The sequence below is a fragment of the Metabacillus mangrovi genome, assembly GCF_009711125.1.
GTDB classification, from domain to species: Bacteria; Bacillota; Bacilli; order Bacillales; family Bacillaceae; genus Metabacillus_B; species Metabacillus_B mangrovi.
The window spans coordinates 73,436-86,776 of the sequence record NZ_WMIB01000017.1 but is presented as its reverse complement, the minus strand read 5'-3'; the positions used below and the strand labels follow the sequence as shown (position 1 = coordinate 86,776).

The following is a 13,341-nucleotide window of genomic DNA, read 5'->3' as shown; positions in this document are numbered from 1 at the left end:
GTTCCGGTAATAACGGGTTTGATGTTATCAATCACTGTTACCTTACGTTGGACAGAAGAGGTATTACCGGACTTATCGGTGACTGAATAAGTTAACATGTAGATTCCCGCTTTATTAATGCTGACTGAACCAGCAACTTTGATAGAAGAAGTTAGATCCCCATCATTGTTATCAGAAGCAGAAACACCAGCTAAAGGATCAAAAGCTTCATTAAAATTAATTTGTTTATCTTGGGTTCCGGTAATAACGGGTTTGATGTTATCAATCACTGTTACCTTACGTTGGACAGAAGAGGTATTACCGGACTTATCGGTGACTGAATAAGTTAACACGTAGATTCCCGCTTTATTAACATCGACTGAACCAACAGCTTTGATAGTGGATGTAAGGTTCCCGTCATTGTTATCAGAAGCAGAAACACCAGCTAGAGCATTAAAATTATTACCAAGGTAAATCTGTGTATCCTGTATTCCAGAAATTTCAGGTCTAATCTTATCAAGAACCGTAATGATACGAGTTACAACAGAAGTGTTTTTTGCTTTATCCGAAACTGTATAAGTAATTTTATAAACTCCAGCTTTTTTCAAATTTATTGAACCGGATACCTTAATAGATTTGGTAATATTTCCATCCACATTATCTTTTGCTGTAACTCCTGCCATAGTGCTAAAAGAAGTACCTAGGGATATTGTTTTATTGGCAGCTCCACTAATAGAAGGTTTAATCGAATCTTTTTTTACAGTAATAGTACGGGTGACGGTCGCTTTGTTCTTTGCTCGATCCGAAACGGTATAGGTAAGCTTGTAATTTCCTCTCTTCTTGATGTTAACTGAACCAGACACTTTAATAGATTTAGTAATGTTTCCGTCTGCATTGTCTTTCGCGGTAACTCCCGCCAACGCGCTGAAAGAATTCCCGATATAAATTGTGTTATTGATGGCTCCGCTAATTGTAGGTTTAACCGTGTCCTTTTTTACAGTAATGGTACGGATGACGATCGTTTTGTTCTTAGCTTTATCCGAGACCATATAAGTAAGTTTGTAACTTCCGGCCTTTTTCGTGTTAACCGTGCCTGAAACTTTTATGTTTTTGGTCACAATTCCATCTATGTTATCCTTGGCGGTTACCCCCGACATAGAATTAAAAGAATTACCAATGAATAGAATCTTGTTTCCAGCCCCTGAAATTATAGGCTTAACTTTGTCTGAAGCAGCTGAACTTTGATTAGGTAAAATTAAGCAAAATAAAAAGCAAGCAACGATACCATATTTTAATAATTTTAATTTCAAACCTATCTCCCCTAAATCTAGTATTATTTACCTACTAATATTATACCGATTTGTATAAAAATACTATAAAAAATTTATACAGAGTTTAAGTCACCAGATTCTTTAGGAATACTTCGAAAACCGAAATAAATTGATTGACACCGCTTTCAATAAAAAGTATCCTGAATTTACAAGTTAACGATGGTGAGAGACTGGAGACCCATGCTTTTAGGACCCTTTTACGAAGGTCCTTTTAAAGTACGGGTCTTTTTTTGTCTGCTATTGACTTGGAAAAGAAAACATTATAGGAGGAAAAGACTCCTATAATGAGAATGAGGGGGAGAGCAGATGAATAAAAAGAGATCATTCCGGATGCTGGTCATTTCATTGGTTTTATGTTTGATTAGTGCGATTGGTGCATCTTTGCTTCAAACGTCAGGCGGTCAGGTGAAAATAAAGGATCTGAGGTGGGAAACTTCTTCAGGCCATATGCTGAGCGGATTGCTGTTTGTGCCTGAAAATGCAACGAAAGACCAGCCTGCTCCGGCTATTGTTACGAGTCACGGCTGGTACAATACACGGGAAATGCAGGACTTGAATTACGTGGAATTGTCTAGACGGGGTTATGTGGTCATTTCCATCGATATGTATGGCCACGGCAATTCAGATGCTGTAAAACCTGAGGAGTGGCCTGTAAATGGTACAGGAATGTATGACGCTGTAAAATTACTTGCAGATCTTCCTTACGTAGATAAAGAAAAGATCGGCATTACCGGCCATTCCAATGGTGCAAGGGCTGCGAACTGGTCCATCAACGAGGACAATAAGCAGGAGAACCCTCTCGTATCGTCCGTTCTGCTGATCGCCAATGATGCCATGTATACGAGCGATCCCGGAGAACCTTTATACTGGGCGCTGAAGCCTAAGGACGCCAAATATGAAAACGTTTACGGATCAAGGGACGTAGGGGTAATCGCTGCCCAGTATGATGAATTTTTCTTCAGAACGATGGGTGCAGACGGAAAACCTACCGTACCAAGAAACTACATTCATACAGACCCGGCACAGTCCTTTTTAAACTTTGGGAAAGATCCCGCTGAAGGGGAAAAGCGGGAGAGCTACAAATTGTATAAGCAGACCATTGATGGCGAAGAAGCCACCCGGGTGATTTACAATCCTGCCCAGATCCATCCATGGAATCACTTTTCGAAGGATGTAGTCGAAAGCACGATTGAGTTTTTTGATGATTCATTAGGAGCTCCTGACCAGCTCAATAGCTCTAATCAAATCTGGCAATGGAAAGTCTTCTTTAACTTTATTGGGTTAGCTGGCTTTGTCCTGTTCATTGTCTCTGTGACGAAGGTACTTTTGTTTACAGCTCCTTTTGCTTCTCTGCGTGCTGATCAGGAAGTGAAGGCACAAGCTGCACCTAAGGGCATAGGAAAGCTCTGGTTCTGGGGAGGCATTGCTGCGAGTGCACTCGTTTCTTACTTTAGTTATCTCGCTCTTTATAACTGGTCCGTTGCTAGTATTCCGGCATTTTTCCCGCAGTTCCCGCCATTTTATATCGGAGTCTGGTGTGTTGTGACGGGATTGTTTGCTTTAGTGATAATGGCTGCTTCCCACTTCTTCTATTCCAAGAAGAATGGCTTGGATCTTAAGGAAACCGGCGTTCTAATCAGCTTCAGAGCTCTGATGAAAACTCTGGGTCTCGCGTTAACGGTATCTGTTTTAGCCTATAGTCTCGTATTCATCGCAGACTACTTCTTCAAAGCGGATTTCCGCATCTGGGTACTGACCATTAAAACCTTTACACCTGATAAACTGCTGATCGCACTTAAGTATCTCCCGTTTTTCCTGCTGTTCTATGTTGCGAATTCAATCGCGATCAACTGCTTTAATTTTGTGAAAATCGGCAGCCGGGAGTGGGTCAATACGGCAATCATGGCTCTCGCCAACTCCATTGGCATTATCATTCTGGTAGTCATTCAATATATGAATTTCTGGATTACCGGTGAAGTGTTCTACAATGATCTGTCCCATATTATCGGAATCTGGTTATTCCCGATTATCATCATACTCATTGTGGCTGCCGTCATTTCACGCAAGATTTATAAGGTTACGAGAAACCCGTATCTTGCTGGATTTATCAATGCGTTTATCATAACGGTTATGACCGTGACGAATACGCTCACACAGCTTTAATAAACGATCAGGCCCCCCTTCTAAACCGGAGGGGCCTTTTTCTTTTTCCTCTCTCCCCATCCTAAAGGAACTATGCTACATTTAAGAAAAAGACGATCTAGTTGAGGGGAAAACCGTGAATTCTGATTTAACTGCAGCGATCACGCTGATCGGTACGTCAACGGTACTGAATTTATTTTTATGTTCATATGTGTATATCAAGCGCAGGCATTTTACGAGAATTGCGAACGTATTTATCCTGCATTCCTTTTTTTCACTGATTTATTGCTTTGGTTCGGTTTTCGCTCTTATGTCGGAGACAATGGCGCAAATGACGGTTTGGACGGTCGTTCTGTATGCCGGAATGCCTTTTTCTGCGGCGATGGGGCTGCTGTTTGTTATCACGTATTTAGGGATTCCTTTTTCGAAAAAGGCTTCGTGGCTGCTGATGGTTGTGCCGTTCATTACCTTTTGGATGGTCGCCACAAACGATTTCCATCATTTGCACTACCGGGTTTATGAGCTGGATCCGGTTCTCGGAGCCCCTTATGTGCATCAGGAAATCGGCATTTGGTATGTTTTCCACGGGTTGTATACCTTCGGATGCATGATGGCTGCATTCCTGCTGATCCTGACGAGGTGGCGGGAAACCGCATCAACCTACCGCCCGCAGCTGCTTTCTCTGCTCGTTGGGCAGCTGATCCCGATTGTCACTGCATTTCTTTATCTGGTCGGACTGACACCGTACGGAATCGATCCGGTCCCGATGGTGCTGTGGCTCACCTCCCTGTTTTACTTGTGGTCCGCCGCCACATCCCGTATGTTCTCGCTGATTCCCATTGCAAAGGATGCGATCTTCAACAGCATCAATGATGGAGTAGCAGTTCTCGATCAAGATGGCCGCATTGTGGAGTTCAATGGAACTTTTGCCGCGATGTTCCCCTCAGTGAGCTCCGAAATGTTCGGAAAAAGCTTTCAGGAAGTCTGGCCCCTCCTATCCGGCGGAGCAGAGCCGATTAAAAATGTCCAGCTGTCCATGCAGCAGGAAATTCAGCTGAGCGGTGATGATGGAAGGATTCATACCTATCAAGTCCGGACTTCCCATATTCAGGATGTATCCAAGCGAAAAGGATGGCTGCTGATTTTTACAGACTTCACCGAGCTTAAGCAGCTGCAGGACAAGCTTGAGCATTACGCCTACTATGATGAGCTGACAGGCATCTATAACCGGCGGGCGTTTTTCAAGCATTGTGAGGCCGCACTGCAGTCATCTCTTGAAAATAAGATCCCATTTACGCTCATTCTCGCTGATCTGGATCATTTTAAAAAAATCAATGATACGCACGGCCATGCGATCGGGGATGAGGTGCTCCGTCATGCAGCGGCGGTTTGCCGCTCGTTTCTAAGCGGTCAGGGATGGCTCGCCAGGTATGGAGGAGAAGAATTTGTCATCGGCTTGGAAGGCTGCACGGAATCAGAAGGAGCAGAACTTGCTGAACGGCTGCGGAAACAGCTCGAAGACCATCCGCTCCACACTGCGGAAGGTTCGATCACCGTAACATTCAGTCTCGGTATAGCCGGCGCGGAAGCCGGCAAAACGCTGCATCAGCTTCTGGTTGAAGCGGATAAAGCGCTGTACTGCTCTAAAGAAACCGGGCGGAACCGGGTGACGACCTCCGGAAGGAATTCATTTGAATTTACCGGCTGACAGAACGCACGGAAAAAAGAGTAAACAAGGAGCAATCATATGCCGATTCTAAACATGCTGGCCTCACAGCTGGGCCGCAAAGATGAAGAGCCGAACATTGAACTGGCCCATCAGCTGGCGAACAGCGAAGATGCAGAAGGGATAAAAGAAATCATAGAAAACCTGTCAAACAAAGAGAAGAAGATCCGCCATGACTGCATCAAGGTGGCTTATGAAATTGGCAAGGTCAGGCCGGAGCTTACGGCAAGCTTTGCGCCAGACTTTATCGGACTGCTGAAAAGCCATGATAACCGGCTTGTTTGGGGCGGAATGACGGCACTGTCAGTGATCGCGGACCGATCGGCGGAGAACATCATGGAGAATCTTGATACGGTCAAACAAGCCATTCTGGCAGGCTCTGTAATTACAGTCGACAAAGGAATTTTAACGCTGGCTAAAACGGCGGCTGCAAGTGAGCAGAACCGACAATCTATTTTTCCATTTCTGCTCAGCCATCTGGAAACCTGCAGGCCAAAGGAAATTCCCCAGCATGCAGAGAGCACTCTTCATGCCGTAAACGATGCAAACAAAGCGGAGTTCGTAAACGTACTAAGGGAGCGGGAAGCATACCTTTCCCCTCCGCAATTAAAAAGAGTCCGCAAAATCTATCAAACTATTGAAGCTGGGTAATCTCTGCTCAGCAAGGAGGAGAAACATGCTGCCCTCACTGCCAGCCATCCTTACCGGAGCCGTTTTATATATCCTGTACGGCACCATCTATTATTCCATTTTACTTAAAAACAAAGAAAACAAACCGGTTCACTATGTCCTGTCGATTGTGATTGCATTCATCAGTTCCTTTTTGGTCGGCGTCATCATCCAGACTGCAAATGTCCAGGAGATCGGGCAAGGAGCCTGGATCGGCCTGCTCATAGGCGTCATCATCAGCGCCGTCTACCTGAAGAATTCCGTATTCGGATTGATCAGTAAGAAAAGCTTGAAGATCGCAATCGGCGATCATCTCGTGATCTTTACTGTGCTCGGTGCAGTACATGGTTTTTTTGGCTGAATGAAACAGAGCCTCTGTCCAAGTTTGTGGACAGAGGCTCTATTTGATTGGAGAGGCTGTTTCTGTTGGATTTCTTTAGTACTGAGTTCCTCCACCTGTGTCGAAATCTCCCGAAAAATCGATATATCGAATTATTCGCCGATATATTTTTATTTTCGTCGATATATCATTATTTTCGCAAATATATGAAAAATTTCGTCGATATATGGATATTTCCGATAATATATTGGTCCGCCGGTATAAATAAGAAGCTTTAGGCTGCATTTGCTAGGCGCATTTTGGCCTTTCTGCATCCCTTGGACAGACTTGCTTCTGTTTCTGAACAAAAAAGTCTCCATTTTAGCCCGTATTCTCCGATTTCCCACTCCAAAAAGCCGTCTGCAGAAGAAAAAGCTCAGGGTCCATCCCCTGAGCTTCTATACAGCCTTTTTCACAATGAAGCTGCCCAAACGCAAGCGCCTGCTCAGTAACCATGAGTGCACCCTAGACAGGGGACGAAGGAATCAGAGCACAACCCCTGCCATTCCGCTCACTTCCTCATCAGCAAATAAACAAAATAAGGGGCCCCGATTAGCGAAACCATAATCCCTGCAGGTACTCCGCTTGGATCCAGTATATTCCGTCCGATCGTATCCGCGAACAGCAGCAGCCAGCCGCCGAGCAGGAGGGCGACGGGGATGAAGAGCTGATTCCGCGGTCCTGTAATGGCTTTGGCGATGTGCGGGGCCATGAGGCCGATGAAGGAGATGCCCCCTGTGACCGAGACAGCGGATGCAGCGAGCCCGACTGCGGTGAGGAGCAGGATCAGTCTTTCTTTTTGCAGTGCAACGCCAGCCCCGATGGAGACGGGTTCACTCAAGCTGAGCAGGTTGAGGGTGTTGGCCTTATAAAGCGCAAACGGAATGAGAACCACAAGCCACGGGAGCAAGGCCCAGATGAAGGGCCAGTCGGTTCCCCAGACGTTTCCGGCGAGCCATTTGGCGATAAAGTCGACTTTTACCTGGTCAGCTGACGAAATCAGGACGATCATCGCCCCGGAGAGGGCCATGGAGAATCCGACCCCGACGAGCACGAGGCTGACGGGCTGCATGCCGTTTTTCTTGCTGTAGGCGAAAAAGTAGATAGCTAAAGCGGTAAGCAGCCCTCCGATAAAAGCGGTGAGCGGCAGGATGTAGATAAAGGAACCCGGTTCGATTGGGACGAATAAAAAGAACACGGTAACCGCGAGCCCGGCCCCGGAGTTGATGCCCATGAAACCGGGGTCTACGAGATCATTCCTTGTGATGCCCTGCAGGATTGCTCCGGATAAAGCAAGAGCCATACCGGCAAGCAGGGTGATGAGGATTCTCGGCAGGCGGAGGTCGAACAGGACAAACTCCTCCTTGAACGTTCCCTGGCCAAAAAGGGCGGGGAGAATCCGGTCGAAAGAGACGGAGGCTGAACCCAATCCGAGACTGACGGCAATCGTTCCAAGGATCAGGATGATGGAAGCCGCCACTGTTATACGCTGTTTACGGATCAAAGCTGGATCGATCATCGGATTGCGTTCCCTCCCTTACGGACAATCAATAAAAAGAAAGGCAGTCCGAGCATGGCGACAATAGCGGCGACTGGTGTCTCGAAGGGCGCATTCAGCGTGCGGCCCGCTGTATCGGCAAACAGCATGAAAATTGCTCCGGCGACCGCAGACATTGGCAGGATGAACCGATAATCGTTCCCGGTTAACGGGCGGACGATGTGCGGGATCATCAGACCAAGAAAGACGAGATTTCCGGCCAGGGCAACCGCTGAACCGGTCAGAAGGATAACGGTCAGAAACAAAATGGCTTTAACCGCTCTTGTTTTCTGGCCCAGTCCGATGGAGACCTCTTCATTCAGGCTCAAGATCGTAAGCTGTCTGGAAAGCAGGATGGACACAGCCAGTCCAGCAAGGATGACCGGAATGATGATCTGCAGCTGATTCCAGTTCGTCCCGATCAGCCCTCCGGATGTCCACATCGTGACATTTTTTGAGACTTTGAAATAAAGCTTCACACCGTCCGCGATGGCGTAGAGGAAAGCGGAGATGGCTGCCCCTCCGAGCACGATGCGCAGCGGGGAGAACCCGCCCCTGCGGATAGAGCTGATTCCGAACACGAGCACGGCACCGATGCCCGCTCCTGTAAAGCAGGCCGCCATGACGGCCAGGTAATTGGCAGAATCAAAGAGTGCGAGCACGACAGCGAGTGCCGCATAGGCCCCCGCGGACAGTCCCAATAATCCGGGATCGGCGAGCGGATTCCTTGTCATCCCCTGCATGATCGCTCCCGAAACAGCCAGGGCCGCCCCGACAAAGGCCGCTCCTATTTCACGCGGCAGGCGGATCTCCCGTAGAATCGTGATGTTTTTCTCTGCGGAATCAGACGATAAGGCAAGCCATACATCCTTAAGTGTCACATCGGCTGCCCCAAAAATCATGGAAGCCGCAAACATAGCTGCCAGCAAAAGCAGGGCAGCTGCAAGTTTTAATGCAAATGAAAGAGAACGAAGCGCTGATTTAGCCATGATTTGCCGGATTCCTTTCGTAAGATAAGGCTATGGTAAAGCATGCTGTTGATTTTTTCCACCGCCTGCAGTAGTTACAGCAATTTTAACAGAGCTTAAAATAAAGAGGAATTCTGTAAAGAATTCCTCAACTGATCAGCTTTCCATAAATGATTTTTTGATGAACTCCAGCTGTTTTTCGAGTGTAACCGGGTCCGTGAAGGATGCGCCTTCGCCTTTCATTTCAAACAACTGGCCGCTTTTGACTGCCGGGATGTTTTTGAACGTTTCGGTTTCTTCAAAAGAGGTGTCTGCATCGGAATATTTGCTGAGGATCACGTAATCTCCGGCGTAGTCAGGAACGACTTCCGCTGACAGCGTGTAGTAGCCTGATTTCAAAGCGACTTCCTCTACTTTTTTCGGCATTTTCAGCTTCATGCCCTGATAAAGGATCTCGGTTCCGCGGGCCCAGTTGTTTCCGTACACATACAGGTCTTTTCCAAATGCTTCAATAACGGATACGGTTGCATCTTCCCCGATTTTTCCGCGGATTTCATCGCCCGCTGTTTCGGTGCGCTTCTTAAAGTCGTCCACCCAAGCCTGGGCTTCTTTTTCTTTATTCAAAAGCTTCCCGATTTCAACGTGCTGGCTTAAGTAGTCCAGTTTTCCCCACGTGTATGTCACGGTTGGAGCAATTTCCTTTAACTTATCAACGTTTTTAATATTGGATAAGCCGATGATCAGGTCCGGCTCGAGCTCGATGATTTTTTCGAGGTTTTCATCGGAAACTTCTTCAACACTTTTCATTTCTTTTGCGAAGGTCGGGTTGTTCTTGGACCAGACGTCCGCTCCGACTACATTCACGCCGAGGTGCAGGACATTGCCTGTGAACCCGGATAGCATTACAACGCGTTTTGGATTGGATGGAACTTCGACCGGTCCTGTTTCCGATTCATATGTAAACGTCTCCGGTTCTTTTGCTGCTGTGTTTTCTTTTTCTGTTCCTTCTTGCTTGCCGCAGGCACTAATGATAAGAACCAGTACGAGCATAAGCGGGATGAATAGCTTCTTCATGTTTCTGATCTCCTTTTATTAAATTGTAGGTCATGCAAAGTGGTTTAAATGTATGGGGATCCCGTCCGATCACGGCTTCAATCTGGAAAACGTCCCTTAGTGTCTGGGTAGTGACAATCTCATCAGGCGATCCTGCTTTAACGAGCTTTCCGTCCTTCATCGCGATCATGTAATCCGCAAATCGTGCTGCCTGGTTCAGGTCATGCAGCACCATAATGATGGTCCGTTCCTGTTCCCGGTTCAGGGTCTGCAGCAGCTCCAGTACCTCTAACTGGTGAGCCATGTCCAGGTAAGTCGTCGGCTCATCCAAGAAGATGATCTCCGTTTCCTGGGCGAGAGCCATCGCAATCCAGACCCGCTGGCGCTGTCCGCCGGACAAGGAGTCGACCGTGCGGTACTTGAATTCAGACGTACCTGTTACGTCCAGTGCCCAGTCGATGGCTTCGTGGTCACGGGCTGATAGTCTGCCAAGTCCCTTTTGGTGGGGAAAGCGTCCGTAAGACACAAGTTCTCCGGCTGTCAGTCCAGCTGCACCCTCAGGAGTCTGGGGGAGGATCGCCATTTTCTTAGCCAGTGTCTTCGTATTCTCTTTTGAGATCTCTTTGCCGTCCAAAAGGGCTGTCCCGGATTGGTGGGAGATGATTCGTGTAATGGCTTTCAAAAGAGTCGATTTCCCGCACCCGTTCGAGCCGATAATGGCTGTCACTTTTTTATCCGGAATCTGTACATTCAGATTTTTGACAATGAGCTCTTCCCCGTAGCCGATGCTGAAATCTTCTGTAAAGAGCCGAACCATCTGTCATCCCTCCAATTTGTATAAGTAGTAATGATAATCATTATCAGTATACGTTAACTATATCGCCTGTCTTCTGAGAGTGTCAACTAATTTTTATTAGCAAAAGCGAACTTTAAATTGTAAAGCAGCGGAAAATGTTTTATTCTTATTGATAATGATAATCAATTACAGTTGATTGGGAGTGGACGGATATGGCTGAGCGGGAATTGTTTGATGTCACCATCATTGGCGGAGGGCCGGCGGGGCTTTACTCTGCTTTTTACAGCGGGTTAAGGGGAATGAAAACGAAGATTGTGGAATACCAGCCGGCTCTGGGAGGCAAGCTTCACGTATACCCGGAGAAAATGATCTGGGACGTTGGCGGGTTAACACCGGCGACAGGCGCAAAAGTCATGCAGCAGCTCGTCCAGCAGGGGCTTACCTTCCAGCCGGAGGTCGTTCTCAACGAAAAAATTGAAGCCATTGTCCGCAATCAGGATGGAACCTATACGCTGACAGCTGCTTCAGGCAGCAGGCATGAGACCAAGACCGTGATCCTTGCAGTGGGAAGCGGGATCCTGAATCCGAAAAAGCTCGATATTGACGGGGCAGACAAATATGAAGTGGCCAACATTCATTACACCATTCCTTCTTTAATGAGATTTAAAGACAAAACGGTCATCATTTCCGGTGGAGGCAACTCTGCCGTGGACTGGGCAAATGAGTTGGAGCCGTTTGCGAAGCAAGTTTATATCGTCTGCCGAAAAGAAACCCTTACCGGACATGAAGCGCAGGTTGCCCAATTAATGAACAGCACCGTTCAATGTCTTCCCCATACTTCCATTACAAAGTTGATCGCCTGTGAGAATCAGGATGCGATCGAAACCGTTAAGCTGTACAACAGCGAGACAGGGGAAGAGAGTCATCTGGATGTCGATGATGTCATCATCAATCATGGATATGAGCAGGACACAAGCCTGCTGAAAAACAGCGGTCTGAATATTGAGATGGCGAATGATTTTTACATCGCTGGAAATGCGTCCAGTGAAACATCAGTGGAAGGAATTTTCGCAGCCGGTGATATCCTGAGCCATGAAGGGAAGCTGAATTTGATCGCAGGCTGCTTCCAGGATGCGGCGAACGCGGTGAACCGGGCCAAGACCTACATCCAGCCGGAAGCGGACCCCTACGCGATGGTGTCCTCCCATAATGAAGTGTTCCAGGAGCGCAATAAAAAGCTCGTGAAGGAAAAATTGCTTACAGACAGCGGACATGACAGCCCCGCCCGTTTCAGCTATAATTAATCTCATTGTTTTATTCCCTGGAAAGGGGTTTTTTTATGATTGCACTAAGAAATGTCAGGAAGCATTTTTCGAAATTCGAGGCAGTTAAGTCTGTGTCTTTGACGATAATAGAGGGCGAAATTCACGGCATCATCGGTGCGAGCGGTGCCGGAAAATCCACGCTGCTGCGGCTGATGAACCTGCTTGAGGCTCCGGATGAGGGGGATGTCGAGGTCAGCGGAAAGAACTTGACCGCGATGAGCAGCCGGGAGCTCCGTGAGGCCCGAAAATCGATCGGGATGATCTTTCAGCATTTCAATCTGGCGGCGAATAAGACGGTCTATGGCAATGTCGCGGCTGCATTGGAACTCGCCCGCTATCCGAAGAAGGACCGGCGTGAGCGGGTGCTGGAGTGCCTCCGCTTTGTCGGCCTTGAGAAGCTTGCGGATCAATATCCGGCACGCTTGAGCGGCGGGCAGAAGCAGCGGGTCGCGATTGCGAGGGCGCTTGCCAACCAGCCGCAGGTTTTGCTGTGCGATGAGCCGGCCTCCGCACTTGACCCGGGAACGACCGCAGATCTGCTCAAGGTGCTGGAGAGCATCAATCAGCGTTTTGGCGTGACCATCGTCATCGTGAGCCATGAAATGGAGGTCATCAAAAGCATCTGCCAGCGGATCACCATCATGGAAGACGGCAAAATTTACGAAACGGTGGACCGGCAGCCGGATGGGGTTGCAGTGATCACTAAATCGGCCCGCTATTTTGCGGATGAGCTGAAGAAGGCAGGTGATCCCGGCCATGCCTGATATTTTGATCCAATACGGCCCTGAAATCTGGCGGTCGATCGGCCAGACCTTTATTATGGTCGGCGTTTCCATTCTGGCAGCGGTGCTGCTTGGATTGCCGGCCGGAACGGTTTTGTTTTTATGCCGGAAGGGCCAGCTGCTTGAGAACCGGGCGGTGTTTTCAACACTGAATTTGCTCGTCAATATTATCCGCTCGTTTCCCTTCTTGCTGCTGGTCGTGTTTTTGATTCCGTTCACAAGACTCATCGTCGGGACAGCGATCGGAACCACGGCGGCCACCATTCCCCTCGCCATCATCGCCATCGCCCACTATTCGCGCCTTGTCGAACAGTCCCTGCTGGATGTGCCAAAAGGGGTCATCGAGGCGGCCGTTTCCATGGGGGCTTCCATCCGGGAGATCGTGTTCAAGTTTCTCTACGTCGAAGCCCGCTCCGGTCTCGTTCTCGGATTGACCACCTCGATCATCAGCTTTATTTCTTATTCGACGATTATGGGAGTCGTCGGAGGCGGCGGTATTGGAGATTTTGCGATCCGGTATGGCTATCAGCAATTCAGAACAGACTTGATGATGGTTATGATCATCATTATGGTGATTCTGGTCCAGCTCGTTCAATTTACTGGGACGACAGCTGCCAGAATTCTTGATAAACGATAACACGTTGGAGGATAACA

At 47.9% G+C, this 13,341-nt stretch carries 12 protein-coding genes; 7 read left to right on the top strand and 5 right to left on the bottom strand.

Annotation, left to right across the window (positions count from 1 at the left end; translation table 11 throughout):
* Positions 1-1,289, bottom strand: a 1,289-nt coding sequence (locus GKZ89_RS15160) for a DUF5011 domain-containing protein (protein WP_155113250.1), incomplete at its 3' end; no start/stop codon positions are given.
* Positions 1,290-1,616: 327 nt separating this feature from the next.
* On the opposite strand from GKZ89_RS15160, the gene GKZ89_RS15155 reads away from it, so the two are divergent.
* The 4 genes from GKZ89_RS15155 (at position 1,617) to GKZ89_RS15140 (ending at position 6,208) form a co-directional block, all read left to right on the top strand.
* Complete coding sequence (locus GKZ89_RS15155) at positions 1,617-3,473, top strand: alpha/beta hydrolase family protein (RefSeq protein WP_155113249.1); 1,857 nt, start codon at positions 1,617-1,619, stop codon at positions 3,471-3,473.
* A gap of 115 nt (positions 3,474-3,588) precedes the next feature.
* The gene (locus tag GKZ89_RS15150; protein WP_162356938.1) at positions 3,589-5,160 is read left to right on the top strand and encodes a diguanylate cyclase; all 1,572 of its coding nucleotides are present in this window, start codon (positions 3,589-3,591) and stop codon (positions 5,158-5,160) included.
* Positions 5,161-5,199: 39 nt separating this feature from the next.
* On the top strand, positions 5,200-5,829 hold the full coding sequence (locus GKZ89_RS15145; protein WP_155113248.1) for a hypothetical protein: 630 nt from the start codon (positions 5,200-5,202) through the stop codon (positions 5,827-5,829).
* Between the two features lie 25 nt (positions 5,830-5,854).
* A complete protein-coding gene (locus GKZ89_RS15140) occupies positions 5,855-6,208 on the top strand; it encodes a DUF1761 domain-containing protein (RefSeq protein WP_155113247.1) in 354 nt (117 codons plus the stop codon).
* Positions 6,209-6,737: 529 nt separating this feature from the next.
* Here the strand turns inward: GKZ89_RS15140 and GKZ89_RS15135 are convergent.
* From GKZ89_RS15135 to GKZ89_RS15120, 4 genes are all read right to left on the bottom strand, one after another.
* On the bottom strand, positions 6,738-7,745 hold the full coding sequence (locus tag GKZ89_RS15135) for a FecCD family ABC transporter permease (RefSeq protein ID WP_155113246.1): 1,008 nt from the start codon (positions 7,743-7,745) through the stop codon (positions 6,738-6,740).
* Entirely contained in the window at positions 7,742-8,752 is a 1,011-nt protein-coding gene (locus GKZ89_RS15130; RefSeq protein WP_155113245.1) for a FecCD family ABC transporter permease, read from the bottom strand. Before GKZ89_RS15130 ends, GKZ89_RS15135 begins: the two co-directional genes overlap by 4 nt.
* 135 nt (positions 8,753-8,887) lie before the next feature.
* A complete protein-coding gene (locus tag GKZ89_RS15125; RefSeq protein ID WP_155113244.1) occupies positions 8,888-9,805 on the bottom strand; it encodes an iron-hydroxamate ABC transporter substrate-binding protein in 918 nt (305 codons plus the stop codon).
* On the bottom strand, positions 9,756-10,601 hold the full coding sequence (locus GKZ89_RS15120; RefSeq protein WP_155113243.1) for an ABC transporter ATP-binding protein: 846 nt from the start codon (positions 10,599-10,601) through the stop codon (positions 9,756-9,758). Before GKZ89_RS15120 ends, GKZ89_RS15125 begins: the two co-directional genes overlap by 50 nt.
* A 191-nt stretch (positions 10,602-10,792) precedes the next feature.
* Here GKZ89_RS15120 and GKZ89_RS15115 point away from each other — a divergent pair, with 191 nt between their 5' ends.
* The 3 genes from GKZ89_RS15115 to GKZ89_RS15105 are packed head-to-tail and all read left to right on the top strand — an operon-like array spanning position 10,793 to position 13,324.
* On the top strand, positions 10,793-11,884 hold the full coding sequence (locus GKZ89_RS15115; RefSeq protein ID WP_155113242.1) for an NAD(P)/FAD-dependent oxidoreductase: 1,092 nt from the start codon (positions 10,793-10,795) through the stop codon (positions 11,882-11,884).
* Positions 11,885-11,919: 35 nt separating this feature from the next.
* Positions 11,920-12,669, top strand: coding sequence for a methionine ABC transporter ATP-binding protein (locus tag GKZ89_RS15110; protein ID WP_155113241.1), 750 nt, complete (start codon positions 11,920-11,922; stop codon positions 12,667-12,669).
* The gene (locus GKZ89_RS15105; RefSeq protein WP_155113240.1) at positions 12,662-13,324 is read left to right on the top strand and encodes a methionine ABC transporter permease; all 663 of its coding nucleotides are present in this window, start codon (positions 12,662-12,664) and stop codon (positions 13,322-13,324) included. The genes GKZ89_RS15110 and GKZ89_RS15105 overlap by 8 nt, the downstream gene beginning before the upstream one ends.
* The last annotated feature ends 17 nt before the right edge of the window (positions 13,325-13,341 follow it).